This is a genomic window from Anaplasma ovis str. Haibei, from assembly GCF_002214625.1.
Classification (GTDB): Bacteria; Pseudomonadota; Alphaproteobacteria; order Rickettsiales; family Anaplasmataceae; genus Anaplasma; species Anaplasma ovis.
In genome coordinates this window covers 718,183-738,777 of the sequence record NZ_CP015994.1, presented here as the reverse complement: position 1 = coordinate 738,777, position 20,595 = coordinate 718,183, and the positions used below count along the sequence as shown (strand labels likewise).

The 20,595-nt window shown below is 49.0% G+C and carries 10 protein-coding genes and 1 tRNA gene; 9 read left to right on the top strand and 2 right to left on the bottom strand.

All coding sequences use genetic code 11. The features are described from left to right. The first annotated feature begins 53 nt into the window (after positions 1–53). Positions 54–1,637, top strand: coding sequence for a hypothetical protein (locus tag AOV_RS02965; RefSeq protein ID WP_075139073.1), 1,584 nt, complete (start codon positions 54–56; stop codon positions 1,635–1,637). Positions 1,638–1,788: 151 nt separating this feature from the next. On the opposite strand, the gene AOV_RS02960 is transcribed toward AOV_RS02965, so the two are convergent. Beyond that, complete coding sequence (locus AOV_RS02960) at positions 1,789–4,179, bottom strand: hypothetical protein (RefSeq protein ID WP_117374448.1); 2,391 nt, start codon at positions 4,177–4,179, stop codon at positions 1,789–1,791. 272 nt (positions 4,180–4,451) lie between these two features. Here AOV_RS02960 and lipA point away from each other — a divergent pair, with 272 nt between their 5' ends. Together lipA and AOV_RS02950 are read left to right on the top strand one after the other, a co-directional pair. Continuing rightward, on the top strand, positions 4,452–5,339 hold the full coding sequence (gene lipA / locus AOV_RS02955) for a lipoyl synthase (protein ID WP_075139502.1): 888 nt from the start codon (positions 4,452–4,454) through the stop codon (positions 5,337–5,339). Between the two features lie 9 nt (positions 5,340–5,348). Then, positions 5,349–5,423 (top strand) — tRNA-Arg (locus AOV_RS02950). Between the two features lie 206 nt (positions 5,424–5,629). Here AOV_RS02950 and pstA read toward each other — a convergent pair. Beyond that, the gene (gene pstA / locus AOV_RS02945; RefSeq protein WP_075139501.1) at positions 5,630–6,877 is read right to left on the bottom strand and encodes a phosphate ABC transporter permease PstA; all 1,248 of its coding nucleotides are present in this window, start codon (positions 6,875–6,877) and stop codon (positions 5,630–5,632) included. A gap of 347 nt (positions 6,878–7,224) precedes the next feature. Here pstA and AOV_RS02940 point away from each other — a divergent pair, with 347 nt between their 5' ends. The 6 genes from AOV_RS02940 to AOV_RS02915 all read left to right on the top strand — a co-directional run bounded on the left by AOV_RS02940 (position 7,225) and on the right by AOV_RS02915 (position 20,576). Continuing rightward, positions 7,225–7,839 carry a superoxide dismutase gene (locus AOV_RS02940; protein WP_117374446.1) on the top strand — a complete coding sequence of 205 codons (615 nt, stop codon included), beginning with the start codon at positions 7,225–7,227 and terminating at the stop codon, positions 7,837–7,839. A 94-nt stretch (positions 7,840–7,933) separates the two neighbouring features. Then, a complete protein-coding gene (locus AOV_RS02935) occupies positions 7,934–8,230 on the top strand; it encodes a type IV secretion system protein VirB3 (RefSeq protein ID WP_075139070.1) in 297 nt (98 codons plus the stop codon). A 3-nt stretch (positions 8,231–8,233) separates the two neighbouring features. Next, entirely contained in the window at positions 8,234–10,642 is a 2,409-nt protein-coding gene (locus AOV_RS02930) for a VirB4 family type IV secretion/conjugal transfer ATPase (RefSeq protein ID WP_075139069.1), read from the top strand. Beyond that, a complete protein-coding gene (locus AOV_RS02925) occupies positions 10,635–13,280 on the top strand; it encodes a TrbL/VirB6 family protein (protein ID WP_075139068.1) in 2,646 nt (881 codons plus the stop codon). The genes AOV_RS02930 and AOV_RS02925 overlap by 8 nt, the downstream gene beginning before the upstream one ends. Before the next feature lie 118 nt (positions 13,281–13,398). After that, positions 13,399–16,389 carry a TrbL/VirB6 family protein gene (locus tag AOV_RS02920; protein ID WP_233497106.1) on the top strand — a complete coding sequence of 997 codons (2,991 nt, stop codon included), beginning with the start codon at positions 13,399–13,401 and terminating at the stop codon, positions 16,387–16,389. A gap of 11 nt (positions 16,390–16,400) precedes the next feature. Then, positions 16,401–20,576 (top strand): type IV secretion system protein, encoded by a 4,176-nt coding sequence (locus AOV_RS02915; protein WP_117374445.1) that lies wholly within the window; start codon positions 16,401–16,403, stop codon positions 20,574–20,576. The last annotated feature ends 19 nt before the right edge of the window (positions 20,577–20,595 follow it).

The window sequence follows — 20,595 nt, the reverse complement described above, 5'->3', positions numbered from 1 at the left end:
TAAATTGCAGTATTGCGTCAGATTCGGTAGACTAAGCGCGCGACTGTGACAATATGCGCTTTATTTACAATGTTGCTGTGCTGTTGTGTGGCAGTTATGGCACATGCATCCTCGTGCGCGTGCCCACAGTTGAAGGAACGGAGAGCGGGTACAGTGATTTTTTACTGCGTGGGGTTACAATCCCGCCTTCGCGAGTTAATATCGATTGCCTGAGAGGTTTTATGCTTGATGACACGTACGTCACTGACAAGCTTGGTGAAGGGGATGACAGCAGTCTCAGGGCGTGGGGAAAGATTAGGTTAGAGGACCTGAGTGCGGAAGAGTACATACAGGAACTTGCAAAGCAATTCAAAGAGTTTGCGCAAAATGTGCGGCAGCCCAGGGAAGGGGAGGTATCACAAGGCCATGAAGTAGAAATAGCCGAGGGCGGCCCACAACATGCCGATATTGCCCTTCCCGGTGACAAAGATTTTGAAGTTAATCAGTCGTTCCTAAATGTATTGCTGGCGTTCGTGGAAGACTTTTACAAAAAGTTTCTTTCTCCAGATACAACAGAGCACGGACAGCGGCCTTATACTTTGCGGGAGAAGCGCAGAAGGAGAGTGCTCACAGAGGCGCTAATGGCCTTTCTAAGAAAGCTTGTGGACAGGAGGGTGTCAAGCTTTAGGTACCTGCTCGAGCAGCAAATAATGGAGCTCAGAGATGCACTAGAAAAAGAACTAGATCCTAAAATGCGGCAGCTTCTGCAGGAGAGGCTTATGCTTTTGACCCAGCTCAAGATGCAATTGCAAGCCATGGAGAGGCGGCAGGGTGCGGACCACCATATGTTTTTCATGATGCTAGTTGCGCACACTCTCGCTGGGGCGTCGTTAGATCTTCAGAGGTATGCGCCTTCGATCAGCGCTTCAGAGAACTATGCCACCATGCACAGAAGGTTAGGGCGCCTTTTCGATGTTGACAGCATCGTGCATGATGGAATCAAAAGAGAAATAGGTCATACCGCTGCAGAATTGACCATGCAACACAGTGTGTACCACGCGTTTGCTGCGGATCGGCACTTTGTTGATGGCCTTCTCTCGGGGCGAATGGGGGCTAGGGAGCTTGATGCCGCAACAATGGGCAGGCTTTTTATCCACGCCGGCCATGGTCTTGGCGCTCACGGGCATATGCATGGACATATACACGGGGTACCCGAGGGAGGAATAATCGCGAGGCTTGCCGCATTTATTGGCCTTATGATCCAAAATGTTGCAATGAGACTCATGATGACTGCGCGTGATGCCTTGGTGGGGACTGTTGATGCCTCAATGGCCAGGGCCAATGTGTGGAATGCCGATGTTAACCGTAACGCAGTTGCCACAGCCATATTCAAGGCGGCCAATGTCGTGGATAACTTCATTCGCGATAGAGGAGGGTACGAATGGCAGCGCGGTGTAGCTACGGAGCATGCGGCCTACTGTACCGGCTTAGATATGCGTGGTGCCCAAGAGGGAATGCGGGGGCACCCTTACGGCGAGTACAACGTTAGATGCGCATTTGAATTTGCCCAGGCGGGACAGTCCTTGAGAGGCAGCATACTGCTGGAGGATGTAACAGTGCAAAGGGTCATCGAGGTTGGGCCACAAATCCAGAGATGACGTAATACATGTACAAGGTACCTGAACCAGTGCGTGGCTGATTACGCCCTGATGCAGACGCTCTGCGTGCACGCACTCAGCTGAATATTCGATATACACACCCCAGCAGAAGCAAGGGGGGAGACTCTCGCCTCCCCCGGCCTATCACGAGCTAGCGGGCAGCACCTTGTGCTTGCGCACAACCAGCAGCAACTACTACGCCGTCAAGTCTTGTTTGCGGAGCAGTAGCACCATACTGAGCCATTATCGCGTCAGTGCTCACACCGAACTCCTTAGCGAGACTATCGAGAGTTTGCATCTCTGCGCATTCACCCATAATATCCAGAGTAGCTTGAGCCCCGTACCTAGCATCGATAGCACGCAACTCTTGGTTCAGCTGATGAGCAGCAACTGCACCACGAACAGCTTTGATATTAGCTTCAGCAGCCTTTTCGAGACGCACATCCCTTTGGATCTTGGCCATTTCCTTGTCTATAGCTTCTTGGCGGATCCTAGGTCCATGCTCAGCATCGATAGCACGCAACTCTTGGTTCAGTCGATGAGCAGCAACCTTACCAGGAACAGCCTTAGTCATAGCTTCAGCAGCCTTTTCGAAGCGTACTTCTGCTTGGATCCTAGCCATTTCCTTGTCTATAGCTTCTTGGCGGATCCTAGGTCCATGCTCAGCATCGATAGCACGCAACTCTTGGTTCAGTCGATGAGCAGCAACCTTACCAGGAACAGCCTTAGTCATAGCTTCAGCAGCCTTTTCGAAGCGTACTTCTGCTTGGATCCTAGCCATTTCCTTGTCTATAGCTTCTTGGCGGATCCTAGGTCCATGCTCAGCATCGATAGCACGCAACTCTTGGTTCAGTCGATGAGCAGCAACCTTACCAGGAACAGCCTTAGTCATAGCTTCAGCAGCCTTTTCGAAGCGTACTTCTGCTTGGATCCTAGCCATTTCCTTGTCTATAGCTTCTTGGCGGATTCTAGGTCCATACTCAGCATTGATAGCACGCAACTCTTGGTTCAGCTGATGAGCAGCAACTGCACCACGAACAGCTTTGATATTAGCTTCAGCAGCCTTTTCGAGACGCACATCCCTTTGGATCCTAGCCATTTCCTTGTCTATAGCTTCTTGGCGGATCCTAGGTCCATGCTCAGCATCGATAGCACGCAACTCTTGGTTCAGTCGATGAGCAGCAACCTTACCAGGAACAGCCTTAGTCATAGCTTCAGCAGCCTTTTCGAAGCGTACTTCTGCTTGGATCCTAGCCATTTCCTTGTCTATAGCTTCTTGGCGGATCCTAGGTCCATGCTCAGCATCGATAGCACGCAACTCTTGGTTCAGTCGATGAGCAGCAACCTTACCAGGAACAGCCTTAGTCATAGCTTCAGCAGCCTTTTCGAAGCGTACTTCTGCTTGGATCCTAGCCATTTCCTTGTCTATAGCTTCTTGGCGGATCCTAGGTCCATGCTCAGCATCGATAGCACGCAACTCTTGGTTCAGTCGATGAGCAGCAACCTTACCAGGAACAGCCTTAGTCATAGCTTCAGCAGCCTTTTCGAAGCGTACTTCTGCTTGGATCCTAGCCATTTCCTTGTCTATAGCTTCTTGGCGGATCCTAGGTCCATGCTCAGCATCGATAGCACGCAACTCTTGGTTCAGTCGATGAGCAGCAACCTTACCAGGAACAGCCTTAGTCATAGCTTCAGCAGCCTTTTCGAAGCGTACTTCTGCTTGGATCCTAGCCATTTCCTTGTCTATAGCTTCTTGGCGGATTCTAGGTCCATACTCAGCATTGATAGCACGCAACTCTTGGTTCAGCTGATGAGCAGCAACTGCACCACGAACAGCTTTGATATTAGCTTCAGCAGCCTTTTCGAGACGCACATCCCTTTGGATCCTAGCCATTTCCTTGTCTATAGCTTCTTGGCGGATTCTAGGTCCATACTCAGCATTGATAGCACGCAACTCTTGGTTCAGTCGATGAGCAGCAACCTTACCAGGAACAGCCTTAGTCATAGCTTCAGCAGCCTTTTCGAAGCGTACTTCTGCTTGGATCCTAGCCATTTCCTTGTCTATAGCTTCTTGGCGGATCCTAGGTCCATACTCAGCATTGATAGCACGCAACTCTTGGTTCAGTCGATGAGCAGCAACCTTACCAGGAACAGCCTTAGTCATAGCTTCAGCAGCCTTTTCGAAGCGTACTTCTGCTTGGATCCTAGCCATTTCCTTGTCTATAGCTTCTTGGCGGATCCTAGGTCCATGCTCAGCATCGATAGCACGCAACTCTTGGTTCAGTCGATGAGCAGCAACCTTACCAGGAACAGCCTTAGTCATAGCTTCAGCAGCCTTTTCGAAGCGTACTTCTGCTTGGATCCTAGCCATTTCCTTGTCTATAGCTTCTTGGCGGATCCTAGGTCCATGCTCAGCATCGATAGCACGCAACTCTTGGTTCAGTTGATGAGCAGCAACCTTACCAGAAATTGCTGCAGCCATAGCTGCATTGATAGCCGCTGCACGGAGATCTCTCCGCAGTTTTTGGTTACCGTCACTCATAACACACACCACTCTAGTTAGAAATTGCCCGCAGCTTGCCACACGGGGGGGGGGATGTCAAAGAAAAAAATCACTTTAATGCGCAATGCGCTCCGAAACCCCCACTAATCAGGTGGGGTGACCTCCACCATACATGTCGGTGTTGTGAGCGCGGTGGTCAGACACGTAATTTGTGTAAATACACATTTCGCTAGTTGCGCGATTGCGGGGCTGGTTGGTTGACAAGTGTTGCAGTTTTTACTACGCTACTCGGTAGTTTGTTGCTGGTCAGTATGGAAAACAAGCCCGATTGGTTGAGGGTACGGATGCCGGGCGGTGCGGTCTTTAAGGAAGTTGCCGAGCTTGTGCGTCACTACGGGCTCAATACGGTCTGCGAGGAGGCTGCGTGTCCTAATATAGGTGAGTGTTGGAACAAGCGCCATGCCACTGTTATGATCATGGGTTCCGTGTGTACAAGGGCGTGCGCGTTCTGTAACGTGAAAGTCGGCGTACCCAATGCCCTTGATCCTGATGAGCCTGAGAGAGTTGGTGCTGCAATCAGTAAGCTTGGCTTGAAACATGTGGTTATAACTTCTGTGGACAGGGACGACCTTCCAGATGGGGGGGCCAGCCACTTCGCTAAGTGCGTTCGGGAGATAAGAAAGCGTGACAGCTCCGTAACGGTGGAGATCTTAACTCCAGACTTTCTCGGTAAGCCGTGCGCAATTGACATTATCGCCTCTGCACGTCCAGATGTGTATAACCACAACCTAGAAACTGTGCCCAGGTTGTATTCTAAGGTCAGGCCCAGGGCGAAGTATTTTAATTCACTGAATCTGCTTAAAGAGGTCAAGGACAGAAGCCCTGGGGTGTTTACCAAGTCTGGGTTCATGCTAGGGCTGGGTGAGTCTAAGGAAGAGGTGTACCAAGTTATGGATGACCTAAGGTGTGCCGGTGTGGACTTCATAGTTATGGGGCAGTATTTGCAACCTACAAAGAACAACATTGAAGTGCATCGCTATGTTCCCCCTGCGGAGTTCGAGCAGTACAAACTCATGGCGTATGCGAAGGGGTTCTCCATGGTTGCTGCAAGTCCGCTTGCGCGATCTTCCTACCACGCTGAGGATGACTTCCGAAAACTTAAGGAACTTAGGCTCGCACGTGCTAAAGTAAGCGAATAGGGTTATCGTGCATTCGTAGCTCAGTCAGGATAGAGCGCTACCCTCCGGAGGTAGAGGTCGCAGGTTCGAGTCCTGCCGAGTGCGCACCATGCTATAGCAAGAAATTTGTAGTTATTAATTGCTGCAGCCGTTACTTGGGACGGAATAGCTCCCACAACGCACAGCGCCAGTCATGCGTTACACGCTAACATGTGCAGGTGCCCGGGCCGCTGGCTCCAATGTACGCGGTTCACGCAATCAGCTGGTGACGCACTTCAAGCGACGGATTCGCAGATTGTGCGGTGGAGCAACTAGAACGAAAAGTGGTCAAATCGCTTTCTGATAAGATCGGCTATCATGTTCAAGATAAGCAGTATGACTAGCAGAGCCAGTATTGCAATTGCGGATATTTTAGTAAACTCAATGTTAGAATTGTTCGCCCAGATGTATATTTGTACGGGTAAAACACTAGCAGGGTCTAGAAATGTTCTGGGTAGATCAACCACGAATGCGACCATGCCTATCATGATTAATGGGGAAGACTCACCAATCATTCTCGCGACACTTACCATGACTCCCTGCACCACGGTGGGCAGGGCGATCGGAAGTGAATGATGCATTATGACCTGCATCTCTGATGCTCCTAGAGCAAAGGCGGCCTGTTTTACAGATTCTGGTACTGCCGCAAAAGCCTGCCGGGTGCTTATAATCAAGTTGGGCAGTATCATGATTGATAAAGTCATGCCTCCTGCCAGCGCGGAAGACCTGGGCACTCCAAGGATGTTTAGATAGACGATAAGTCCTAGAACCCCGAAAATAATTGAGGGGACTGAGGATAGGTTGTTTATGCTAACCTCAATCATCGAGGCCAGCTTCCCCCTCTTCAGGAGTTCCTGCATACATATCCCGCTCATTACACCCACCGGTATTGCCAAAGCCAGGCACACCGTGATAGTCAGCAAAGAGCCTATGAGCGCACCCGTGATGCCTGCACTCTCTGGGACCTTAGAGTGAGAATTGGTAAATAGTGCGGAATTAAAAAACCTTTTGACCCTGTTTTCAGCAACAAGTTTTTGCCTTATTGCATCGTATACATCGTTGTTGCCGGGCGTGCTGGATACAAAATCGCTTGAAGCGTTGAACCACACGCTGGTATTACTCAATAGGGCGCCTTTCTCAACGAGATGTGCAAAGTCGTAATGGGCAGTTTCGCTTATGACGCTATGCGCAATCCTTCTGGTTTCATGGTTGCTTAGGTCCACGGAATCTTGAATTACCTTCTCCAGTGCACCTTGAATGTGCCGTATGCACACATCTCTGAACCCGCTGTCGCCCGGGTCCATATGCCCAATTTGGTCAAAGGAAAGCAAGATTTTTGTGGTTGTCAGCGCCTTGTACCCGTTGTTTACTATGCTGCACAATACCAAAACTAGCATGCCCACTGATATACCAAGGGCGCCCAAAGACAGCACGGAGAGCAGCCTATCTTTCTTGCTCCTGATGAATACCCTTACACTCTTTCGGTGGTATTTCAGTAGTTTTGTGAAATCTTTCTTCATAGCAAAAACAGCGCCGAAACTAAGCGGAGATGCACCACCCCCTGGATAAACCTGACGGAAGCGTGCCAATGCTACATCCTTTGCAACGCCATTACAAAGGATTTTATATGTACAACAAATTCTCCAGCCCACCTTTGCTACCCGCAGGGAGCGCGCCATATGCATCGTTCTCACCCCTCATGGCGTTGACTCCGCACTTGGGGGCGCGCCTCTTTTGCAGTTGTGTACCATGGCCGTAAGCGGGTGCATAATGCTGTGTACATTGTTTATTGTGATTTTTTGAGCTTTAGGTGTTGAATCTGCTACGCAGTTGGTATACATTGAGGGTTTGTTTTGCGATCGTAGTTATGTTTGAATTACCTAGCCTTCCGTACAGTAGCCTGGAGCCTTACATCTCAGACAAACTGCTAGACCGTCACTATAACGGTCACCACAAAACTTACGTTGATATGCTGAACAAGCTGGTGGTGGGCACAGAGTTTGATGGGATGGGCAATAGTGATTTGGAAAATATTATTGTTAAGGCCCATGGCTCTAGTGCTACTAGGGCGATCTTTAACAATGCAGCTCAGATTTGGAATCATGACTTTTACTGGAAGTCTATGAAGAAAGACGGGGGAGGAAATCCTCCGGCGAAGCTGGCGGAAATGCTTAAAGAGAGCTTTGGTGGCGTGCAGGAATTTGCTGATGCCTTTGCGGCTAGTGGTACCGGGCATTTCGGCAGTGGATGGGCGTGGCTACTTTATGATAGGAATTCCGGCAAGCTGCAGGTTGTGAGCACTCCAAATGCAGAGTCCCCTCTGTTGACTTCTGGATGCTACCCTCTACTTACCATGGATGTCTGGGAGCATGCTTATTACCTTGATTACCTAAACGTTCGCAAGAAGTATGTTGATGTTTTTCTTGAGCACTTGATAAACTGGGATTTCGCGTTACAGAGGCTTGAAACTGCGGGTGTGTGACAGGACCAGGGCTTCTTAGTACTAGTTAATCATTTTATAATTTTTTGTTGCTAGAGTCTGTGGAAAGTCGCGTGTGCCTGTTTTCGGTGGAGTAATGTCGTCCGGTAGTGTCAAGACGGATCAGCTGTTTAAGGGGCTTACAAGGCCCACTATGCTTTTTGGTGTAAGCTACACATTTGCGATACTGAATTTCATGATCTCTATCATGATCTTCATGTACAGTAACGACTTTAGGGTGTTGCTTATTCTGGCTCCGGGCATACACGCAATAGGCTTCGCTGCATCTTCTAAAGACCCGTTGTTCATGGATCTGTTTGTCATCAAAATGCAAAAGTGCAGCAAGTGTCTTAATCGTTTCTATCACAATGCTAATTCTTACGACGTAATGTAGCGGATGTTAGGACTCGGGAGAACTGCAGCAACTACTAGAAAGAGGGGGGTTGTTGAGAGGGAATGCCACGAGGCTCATTTTCTACCTTACTTGGAACACTGGAACAGCACAACCCTTATAACCAAAGATGGTTGCATGCTGAAAGTGATCAAGCTGTCTGGCTACGCGTTTGAAACCGCGGACGATGAGGATTTGTCCATACAAAACTCGATCAGAAACCAGACGCTCCGGAGCATGTCTTCCTCTTCGTTTGGTCTATACTTTCACATCATAAGACGCAGGAAGGACGCGTTCTCTCATGGCTTTGCAAGCGGTAAGCTCTCCAATGCTTTTGCTGATGCAGTGAATGTCCAGTGGCGCGAAAAACACATGACGAAGCCGTCATTTGCAAACGAGCTGTACATAACGGTTGTCAGGGATGGAGGTAAAAAGAGCACCGAGCTTTTCGTGAACTTAATGAAAAAGTTCAGCAAGAAGGTGACCAGCGAAGCCTGGAAGAATGACATGCGCGCCATCTATGAGGACCTAGAAGAGGCAACAAACCGGGTGGTGACCAGCCTCCGTAACTATGCACCGAGAGAGCTTGGCATCAGGCAAACACCTTCAGGGGACTTTTCTGAGATTATGGAGTTTCTGCTCCAAATTGTGAATTGCGGCACGGTGCACAATGTCGCCATGCACCTCGGAGACATTTCCCGGCACTTGCCCATGCACAGATTGTATTTCGGTCGCAAGGTGGTGCAAGTTGTTGGACATGATGAGTCAAAATATGCGGGGCTGATTAGCTTAAAGGAATACGGCCAAACCACTTCTGCCGGGATGTTGGATGCGTTTTTGCAGTTACCATATGAGTTTATTATCACGCAGTCTTTCAAGTTTACGAACAGACAGGCCGCAATAACCAAGATGCAGATTCAGCAAAATCGCATGATTCAATCTGCTGACAAGGCGGTTTCGCAGATATACGAGATCTCCAAGGCGCTGGATGACGCGACGAGCGGTAAGATTGCGTTTGGGCTTCATCACCTGACAGTTTTGTGTATTGAAAAAAACCCGAAGAACCTGGAAAACGCGCTGTCTCTGGTGGAGGCTGAGCTCTCCAACTGTGGGGTGTATCCTGTAAGAGAAAAAGTAAATCTGGAGCCCGCATTTTGGGCTCAACTTCCGGGCAACTTTTCATACGTTGTGCGGAAGGCGGTGATTAGTACGCTGAATATGGCTGGCTTCGCGTCCCAGCACAACTACCCCATAGGCAAAAAGTTCGATAACCACTGGGGGGAGGCAGTCACGGTTTTTGATACCACATCTGGTACTCCGTTCTTCTTCAGTTTCCACATACGTGACGTTGGCCATACGGCAATAATAGGCCCAACTGGTGGCGGTAAAACCGTGCTGATGAACTTTCTGTGTGTTCAGGCAATGAAATTTTCTCCCAGGATCTTCTTTTTCGACAAAGACCACGGTGCGGAAATCTTCATCAGGGCGCTAAATGGCATATATTCGGTTGTGGAGCCTAGGGGCAACACCGGGTTGAACCCGCTGCACTTGGATGACACGGCCGATAACAGAACGTTCCTCATGGAATGGATGAAAGTACTGGCGACTACACTCTCGAGTGACCTAACCCCAGATGACATATTGCGCATCAATGACGCTATAGAAGGCAATTTTAAGCTCAGAAAGGAAGACAGGATGTTGCGTAACCTTGTGCCTTTTTTGGGTATAGGGGGTGCAGACACCCTGGCTGGGCGCATGATGATGTGGCATTCCGAGGGTTCACATGCGGCGCTTTTCGATAATGAAGAGGACCTGCTAGATTTTACCAAGTCTAGGGTCTTTGGATTCGAGATGGGAAATTTGCTCAAAGATCCGTCAGCCCTCGCCCCTACCCTGTTATATTTATTTCACAAGATTAGCATATCGCTTGACGGCACGCCCTCAATAATAATCTTGGATGAAGCATGGGCGCTGATCGACAACCCTGTGTTTGCACCCAGAATAAAAGACTGGTTGAAAGTACTCAGAAAGCTCAACACTTTTGTGATATTTGCTACACAAAGTGTTGAAGATGCGAGTAAAAGCCAGATAAGTGACACACTGGTGCAGCAGACAGCAACACAGATCTTTTTACCTAACCTTAAGGCTACCAGTGCATATAGGGATGTATTCATGTTAACTGAGAGAGAATACTCCCTAATAAAATACACGGATCCCGGGAGTAGGTTTTTTTTGGTAAAGCAAGGTGTCAGTGCCGTGGTCGCGAGGATAGACCTCAGGGGCTTGGAAGATACCATAAATGTTCTATCAGGAAGGGCGGAGACAGTACTGATGTTGAACGAAATAATAGAAGAAGTTGGTCGTGACCCGAACGTGTGGCTGCCAATTTTCTGCCAGAAGGTTAAAAATGCATAGAACGGCCAGGGCAATAGCACTGATAATCCTATTTATAGGGCTGCCATTTCTGCCGCATTACGCCGCATATTCGGATGAGCCCGAGGGTGAGGAGAGCGATCGCCTGGTGAGCTACAGATACGCTGAGGCCACCAACCCCCGTTGTGGTGCTGCAACCACGGTAGCTGAGGTAGGTGGTAAGGTCATAGGTCCAGCACTGGGGTTTATGATAACCGGTGCGATATTAGTAAAGATACCTGTGGGCTGGACTACCAAGGCCGGGATCGCACTTATTGCCACAAATGTGGCTGTTATATCTGCGGCCGTTGCCGCATCCTCGGCGTATTTTGTTTGTAATTGGAGCTTTGTGCGCCACCCAGTTCTGCGCTTTGAGGAGGGGGAAATAGTAAGAGGCACTAGCGGCGTCAACACAGTGCTGACAAGCAGCACCTCTGGTACTGGTGACACGAGCAGTTTCAAAGTTGGGGGATACAAGGAGTGCGACAATCCGTATGCACCCGATCAGGCAGTGAAAGATCTGTGGCAGAAGGGGGGCGGGCACAACAATAGTGGCGGAACTGCCAGTGAAGGTGGATGCTCAAGGGAATTTGCAGACTTGAACAGTTATTTCGCGTGCATTGCACCGGGTAAAAGCTTAGAAGCAGCCAGAATGCTGGAGCCCGTGTGCAAGGACAGGAAGTTCAAACAAGTTAATCACTATGCGTGGCCAAAGAACAGGGTTTCTAGTTCCCGCTACATCGAGGTATGCTATCGCAAGCCACTTGCAACACTGTTTGCAGGTGCTTATAGGGCCCTGAAGAACCAGGCAGGAAGTGATAGCTATACTGAGCAAATAAAGAAGGGGGCCTACCCGCGTGAAGGTACATACGGCGATGCGGGAATGCATAAAACCAAGCTTGCCATTTCTGGGGCTGGATACGGTGAAAACCCTAGCGGCAACGTGAAGTGTGAAGTGTTTAAGGCTGGAGAGACAAAGACAATACATGATGCCCAATTTCGTGCTGTTGAGAGGGGCGATAAGCTCTGCGTGGATGCGGTCAGCGTGAGTAATTTGCCACTCATTCCTAGGCCGGAGATAGGCTGTCAAATGCGTCCTAATTCGCCCCCGGTGCCGATGTGCGAGAAATCAAAGCCAATAATGGATGCAAAAGGCAGCGAAGGGGCTAAGGTTATCGGCTACGACAATAGCGAATGCTACAGTTGCTACGTAGACCAGGCATGCCAAGGTGCCGCTTCATTGAACACGAAGTCTCCGTTTCCTGTCACCTCTGTGCTGATAAACTGCATAGTAGGCTCTTTGAAAAATGTACTAGATCCCACTCACGGTGGCAGCCAAAAGTGTGTGCACAAATCTGCTTCGGGGCCAAACCCTGGATTCCTGCGGGTGGCGCAAAACAAGCTCAAGAACGCTGTCATGGCTGCGTTGATACTTGCACTGATTTTGTTCTCTATCAAAGCTATGCTCGGTGGGGTTCAGAACGTATCTGAACTGTATATGACGGCGATAAAATTCGCCTTGGTTATCTACTTTACCCAGGGTGATGCTATGCATAAGTCATATGACTACCTAACCAAGCTTTCGATTGGCCTTTCGGACATCGTACTATCTGCTGCCAACGGAGGGCAAAATATTTGCGACTACAAAGCAGAGGATTACCAAGAGGAATTTCGATACCTAATGCCGTGGGATAGGCTAGACTGTAGGATAATGTTCTACCTCGGCAGCCAGCTCAACGGGGGGACGGGCACCGGCGTTTTATTGACTGTGTTCCTTTGTGCCGGTCTGTTGATACCTGCAATTCTAATAAATGCCAAGGTGATAATATGTGTTGTCGCATTCTTTGCGGTGATGATGCTGATATTTACCGTGATATGGTGTGTGTACGTATTCTTGCTGTCATTGATTGCCCTAACGGTTCTCACAATCATATCCCCCCTCATGATACCCATGTGCCTCTTCCAAGTTACCAAGGGGTTCTTTGATGGGTGGACCAGACAGCTTATGGTGTACTCCTTGTACCCAGTAATATTGTTTTCGTTCCTGTCACTGATGTTTACCGTTTTTGACAACATATACTTTGGAGATCTGAAATTTAAACGAGACAAGATACAGGTAGGTAGCCTTGAAAGGATAAACTTCAAGCTTGAGAACGAGAAGGCCTGTGATGATAAGAAAATGGAAGACAATCTGGCCTGCATGTTTAGTACAGTCAACTTCCATACAAAGCCGCTGGTGCTGGGGTTGTCAGTTACAAGTCCAGAGTTTAAGAACACAACCGCTGCGATTTGGACCAAGCTTGGGGTGTTTGTGCTGGTAGGGTTCTTATTCTATCACTTCTTGTCTTCTATATCTTACATCGCTGGGGAACTTGCGGGAGATCCAAGGGCCGGTGTTATCGGTTCGGGTAGCTTCAATCCTAGGGCGCTTGCTGGTGGAGCTATGGGTGCTGCTTCCAAGGCCAGCAGCTATGCTGCGGGTAAGATGTCTGATGTGGGAAGCAAGGCTATGGACCGCATTAGAGGAGGTGGTCAGGCGGCAGAAGGTGGCTCTGATAAAGTTTCGGGTGGTAGCGCCCCGAGGAGTAGTAGTGCAGGCGCTGGTACGGATGCCGTGTCTGGAGGGTCGTCTGGGGAGTAATGTTTGTGATACGGGTTTCTATGGTGGCATCTACCTCATTGTTTACTGTTGATTGTTTTATAACTTTTCTGCGCTACAAGAACGCGTTTGTCTAGTTGTAAAGTGGAGAGCTTGTGTTGTGCTGAGGATTATCCCAGTAGTATTTCTTATGCTTCTGTCAGGGTGTGGCTACCACGGCTGTATGTCTCAGCAAGATGCGATGAATGACACCGTAAGAAGTGTGGTATACGCGAACCCGAAACAGCGTAGTGACGGCCTGCAGGGGCCATGGGTAAAGGTGGACTTTCCCGTGAAAGATAAGGACATAAAGCTGGAGATAGAACACTACAACGTGGATTTCTGTCACGATGCAGAGCTGCCAGAGGTGAAGCTGGAGGCGTTTCCGGGAGATATGCTCACTCCAGGAAAGAAAAAGGAATTCACTGTGCGGTTTCCCGTAAATATCATGCCAGAGGACAAAATACGGTTTTCACTTGTTCCCATAAGGAGCTTTACGGTTGACGACGCCATATGTAGGAACCAGGATGACGACGTATACGCCGCGGATTCGGAGGAGTGCAGAAAAAGAGACATAGGACAGCAGCGCGTAATAAACTTTAGCCACAAGTTGGTGGACAAGCACGGCTTTATGAACTCGTGGTACGAAGTACCACAAGATACCATGTTATCTCCGTTTGTTGCGGGTTTCCCCCCTCATATAATTCCCGGGAAGTCGGATGAAGAATCGCTAAAGAAAGGTTTTGACTCAACGCAGAACATGGATGACCAGAAGTATTTATGCTACAGCGATTATGATATAGAGAAGGAGGCCAAGGGAACAAGGTCTAATGCCGCGGCGGTTGGGACGTTGCATAGTACACCTCGGGGCATAAAAAACTGTGTGGTGAAATGTCAGCCATTTGGTAGATATGGCTACCGACCAGGTAGCCGTGAATTGCCGACTGGTTGTTACAAAGCATGTATGGATTACAGTAAGCAAGAAGCTACCGGCAGCACAGGTGCATCCACGTCTACCACCAATACCGATGACACGAAGTTAAACGAAGTTTTGACCAAGGTGCATGATGCTCGTGCCAGGTATGTGCGCGCAATGGACGAACTTGCAGCCAACGAATACTGTGGCGTACTTAAGACTGTGCGAAGCTCTGCGATTGCAGACAAAGAAGGTGGGAAAGGTGTACCGGAGAAGAAATACCATGCTTACCACCTGCTGTCTTATGACAAGGGTAACGGTGTACTGGCCACCGTACTTCCGTTCGTTAGCGGACCAAAATATGTGTACAGTACATACACATTTCAGCCTGTTAGTGTACGGAAAAGCGGTGACAGCAGCATTTTCGCCTCTTCCAGTCAACGTAGTGAGAGTGGTGAAGACCCAAATTTGCGTGTTACGCTGCCAACCAGAGATGATGCGGTCAAAGCGGGGTTTAGCGATATTGACAAATACTTAGAACTTGACCGTGACTATGAAATCAGTACCAGGCTAGGTTACGGGGTTGGCACGCTTGTGCTGACCCTGCAGTACCCCCAACAAAATGGTACCAGTAGTGGCACACAGCATGGCAACAAAATTCTTGTGGGCAGCTATAAGCTTAAGGTCAAGAAAGATTGCGGCGCTCACCTACAAAATAGCCTGTACTATACGTTTTCTGAGGGCTATCCGGAGTACTCACCGGGTGCTGCCGATAACAAATCACACAAGCTGGACTTCATGAATGAAAGTGAGATACAAATTTCCAAAGCCCAAAACACAAGGGGGGATTTGTATTATGGCGTACGCGACAACGGAGATGGAACGTCGAATAATGTGGGACACTTCGAGATTAAAGCCACAATTGCCAAGACGCCCCCCAAGTTTTTTTCCCACATCGTAAAGTGGACGGAAGACAGAGTGCGTTCTGCACTGTACGGCAATAAGGATGGTGGAAAGGAAAGCGTTGTTGCTGGAATGTACAGACACATTAGCACGGATGGTCCGTTCATCAGGCTTGTGAATGCACTGCTGATTTTGTACGTGATGATCAGCGCACTTTACTTCTTTTTGGGGTTCTCCAGGGCGTCAATTTTCCAGTTGTTTATCATCTTTGCGAAAATCATCATTGTGGTATACGTAATACGCCCGGATAGCTGGACCTTTTTTAACGATCATCTGTTCAAATTGTTTACGGATGGACCCAAAAGTTTTATTGCCATCATGACTGGTGGCGTTGGAAACTCCGATGATTTTGGGTTTATGGATGGCATACTGTACAGATTCTCAGTCTCGCAAACATGGATTCAATTACTAGCACTCATATTTTCTGGTCCTGTAGGGTGGCTCACAGTGGTGCTCATATTCTGGGGGCTGTTCCTCCTGGTGGAATGCATGTTCAGTGCGGTGGTGATATACCTAATTTCTATTATGTTGATAGCGCTGCTGCTGTGCATAGCGCCATTCTTTCTGATATGCGTGCTGTTTAAACGTACTAAGGCGATATTTGATGCTTGGATAAAAGTGCTGTTACAAACTGCAATGCAACCGGTTTTGATCTTCTCTTGCATTGCTTTGATGGTGCAAATAGTCAACAGCGTGATATATGCGATGCTAAACTTTCAGGTATGTGAAGCTTGCGTTTTGTCGCTAGACTTGAAAATCGCCACTCTGTGCGTGCTACGCTTCCTCCTACCAATGGGAATAGTCCCGATCATGCCGGTTAGCGACGTTGTAAGAGAGCTATACAATACTGGAGACACGATTCTAATAGGAATACCTGGCCCGCTCTTTAACGTACTAATTTTTGTGGCCGTGGCCCACGCTACCAGGGACTTCGTGATCAGTAGTGGTGAGATGTGTAGTATCATGTTCGGTGCGTTTACCAACCTGTCTGATGTAGGTGGAAACGCTGCGCAGGCTCTGTTGAGCATAGTTGGAATGGATAGGATGACTGGGCATATGGCGGCGCAGCAGAGACATCAGTCCTCGCTCTTCTACAGGGGGGCGGGTGCCGGGCGAGAAGAAAGCTTTGCTTCCAGACTCATGCCCACTTCCCAGGGTGTGCAACCTGGTGCTGGTGCGCCCACTAAGCGCAAGCAGATTATCCATCCTGCTGATCCTCCGGCGAGCTTTTAGATGGTATAAGGATGTTCAGGTTACTGCTCATTGCGTTGGTGTTGCTAATCTCCGGCTGTGGCGGGGTATGCATAGAACCTGGGAAGGGTGTGAGCAGCAGCTCTGTTGAAGTAAAAGTGCAAGTGCAGCCACCTGGTGCTTCTAGGCAGAACCCGGCGACCTATTGGGTGAATTCAGGTTACCGCGTTGAGGCAAATAGTGAGCTAAAACTTACGGTTGAAAACACCATAAGCCTTTGTCCCAAGGACGCCAGCACTCCGGCTACGGTAAGAATGTTTCCCGAAGATTTTATATCTTCCCGCCCTGAAAACGAGTTTTATGATACCCTGCTCGATGTTGTAAAGGGCGATCGGGTAGCTTTTTTCCCATTTCTTTATGACTTGGAATTTCCATCTTGTGAAAAGATAGGAAACGAAGAAAGCTTTGTAATCTACTACGGCAACAGTGACTTTTATAAGGACAAAGAATGCAAGTTGGGTGTTGATTCAAAGGATATATGCTCTTCCGGCGCCTATGGCGGCTCAGCATCGCTTTACTACAAGGATAAAAGTAGCAGTAATAAGTGCAATGAGGTGCCAGAGGGAATTGAACTGCCCAAGCTTGGGGGTAGTGATGTGCAGACCCCTCGCCTTGCGTTTCCTCTGGGTTACATGTCAAAAATTACGAAGAGTAAAGAGCATGGCAGGGAGATTTTGAAATCCAATTCAAAATATATGGTGGCTACTGGGCGCATTCATGACGGAAGGACAGTTAAGGTTAATGGCCCACCAGACATAACGCAGGAACTTTGTGAAAAGCTGAAGCGAGACAAATTCATTACCAGAGTGATAGAGGGAAGGAATCTGGTTGAACTCAAGCAAAACAAAAATCCAGGGAAGTATGAGAAGAGTCAAACGTATACAAGTGAGGAGCAGCAGGCCCCCAAACCCAACTATGATGCTTTGCTAAGGGAGTATACGGAGTATGACATAAGCTGTAATTGCGGTCTAATATGCGGACCCTCAGACCAGGTAAACAAGGAAGATTGCACACGCTCCATAGTGCGGGTTATGAATGATAAAGTCATGTGCCCCACAACGAAGCCTAAGAAAGACATAGGAGAAGGCCAGAAAATAGATATTGAATCTCCTGATGCACTTAAGGAGTATTTGGATCTACCATCAGACATAAGTGACGTTAAAAATGCTGCCTATGAGATAGCTGAAGGTGCAGTTGCTGTGATTAGCACCGGTAAAGACAAAAACATTGCTAGCAGCGGCTGTGCCAACTCGTGTAAATTCCTTCCTGAGAAAGTGACTAACATCTCCAGCGCCAGTGGCGGGGCTTTCAAGGATCTCAGCCTTAAGATGCACGAGAGTTATGGGGTACCAGAAAGCGGCAGGCTGTTTCTCTCATATCTAAAGCGAACTCAAATAGGTGGTTCTGGCCGCGGTTCAGGGGACAGTGAAGAAGCAAGCATGCAGGGCTTTTACACACTAAGGGTCCACAGAACGTGTTACGCGACCTCGGGGAAGAAACTGTACATGTACATAGGGGAACAAGCACCCAACTTTTTACCAGGTAACGGCAGTAGTGGCGCTATTGAGCTCGATTTGGAAAGCCAGAACCCCAAGGGTATATACGTCATCAACAAGAAGGGTGAAGACGGCTCCGTAGCAAATGGGAAGAGTGGATATTTATACTTCGGAATAGCTGTTGATGAAAAATACGACGATCAGCTCAAAGATGGCAACTACCCGGATAACCACTATTCGGTACGGCTCTGGATTCCAACCTGGGAGCCAATAATTTCCAAGTTTTTTGCGCTACTGCAAGGAACCCTACTGAATGTGCTGTACGGTACCGAAATGTCAACTACGCAAGGCGTTGCAAACGTTGACCAGGTTGATGACATAGCATCTGCAGTTGAGAAATCTTTTAAAGAGAACAAAAAGGGTGCTATACAGCAAATATACAGCAATCAGGTGACGTCAAAGCCCTTCTGGATGCTAATCCAAGGGGTGCTTACCCTGTACCTCATGTTTTCTGCGGTGGGGTACATTATGGGTGTAATCAAGATTACCAAGTACGATCTCGCCATAAGAGTCGCAAAGGTGGTATTCCTGGTGTGCATGTTCTCACCGGGTAGCTGGAGATTTTTCAACGAGCACTGCTTCAGCATGTTTATTGGGGGGGTATCAGATATTATTGCGGCATTCAATGGGTACCTAGATGGCGATAGGTCATTCAAGTTTTTGGATGCAACCTTGGGGCTACTTCTGACCTCAGAGCTTTGGTTAAGGCTTCTCGCCCTAATAGCAGCAGGTCCAGTTGGGTGGCTCGCGTTTGTTGGAGTGGTTTGGGCCTTAATAGAGTTCTTCTTGGCCATGTTTTCAGCCATGATCACATATTTGTTCTCGATCTTGGCTGTGGCATTCCTAATAACCCTGGCCCCGATATTCTTTTCCTTCATATTGTTTCAACGCACCCGACAACTATTTGATGGGTGGCTTAAGGTGCTCATGAATTTCTCGCTCCAGCCGATCATCATATTTGCTTCGCTTGCGTTCTTGAATCAAATGATCTTAACCAGCTTACATGTTGTTACCGACTTTACCGCATGTGAGAACTGCGCTATAGGCATAAACATACCTTCTAACGATCCCGGTACTCCTAACAAGCCAGATATATGTCTGTTGCCTGTCATGTTGCCTATAGGTTTCTCCAATGAGCTTTCTGTGAATGACAGGTACCGTGAAGGTCTTGCCAGGGAAGATATAGGATTTATGGGCCTTCCGTTTGGTGTTGCTATTGTCCTGGTGCTCATACTGTGCTGCAAATCTGTTAGAGAGTTTGTGAAGATTTCTGAGACCATAGCTCACTCAATATCTGGTAGTGTTGCTAGCATAACGGCTAGTGCTATGGGGGCTACCCAGGCCATGCTTGGGGTTGTAGGCTTGGATGCCGCTTCACAACAGCGGATTGCCGCGGCCAGAGGTATGGCGCCACCAGGAGAAGAGAAGGTGCAGTTTGAAAGTAGAGATGGCGCGCGACCAATGCAGGAGGGCGCTGATCCGAAATCTCCAGAGCCCGATGGAGATGGTGCTGCAGCTCGTGCAGCAACGCAAGGCGTTGATGACTCTGCCGCTCCGGATGCTGGATCTGGTGATAGTGCTGCTGGAGCTAGTCAGAGTGGTGATGACAGTGTAGCTGGTGGTGGAGCGCCGCGGGTAGGGGTGCCGGATGTGGCTGACTTCGGCGGGTCTGGTGGCGAGGGCTCACCACTTATGGGTGATCAGTCAAGTGATATGGTTCAAGGTGCTACTTCAGGTGGCGATGAAGATGTGAGTAGATCGGGAGTTCCGGATGATGTTGGCGTTGCGCACTACGAGGAGGTAGGTGCAGATGCGCCTATGGGGCCCGGTGGAGGGGAAGCCGAAGATGATCAGTACGGGGGAGATATGCTCAGTGGTGCCAGTGATGATGTTGGCGTGGCGCACTACGAGGAGGTAGGTGCAGATGCGCCTATGGGGCCCGGTGGAGGGGAAGCCGAAGATGATCAGTACGGGGGAGATATGCTCAGTGGTGCCAGTGATGATGAGCAATCTAGGTTGCATCCTGAGGATTCGTGGTTTGATGCACGCTCTGAATGGGAGGATGAGCCATCACCTCTTGCGGGTGGTGAAGATGTGCGACCATCCGGTGATACTGGCGCTGCAGACTCAGAAGAGCCTGGACATGGCGCACATCACGAAGATAATCCGGATGATCAGTCCATAGCCCAAAGTGTTGGTGATTCCGACGCTAGCGATTCTGGCGCTGACACGGACGAGGTGGGCCGCACCGATACTACGTCTCATGCCGAATATGCCGAATCTGATGTAGGTCAAGATGATCAGCAACAGAGCCCTGAAGAGGAGCCAGATGATCATGCGCGGGCTGCCAGCGGTGCGGAACATCCTGAACATCCTGAACAAAAAGACGATGACAGCAAAGCTTCTCAGGGATATCAGGCTGAATTCGTCGACCATCTGAGCGGTATCGAGGAGGCGGATGATTCCACAGGTCGGCGTGTGGATGTAGCGGAACACACCACAGATGGCGCTGCGGACAGCTACGGCAACAGCGATGGGGAAGTCATTGAGGAAAAGTTAAACAAGAACCCGGATAATGACACTTCTACAGAAGAAAAGCAAGACAAGGAATAGGCGGTCTATTGGTCTGGGA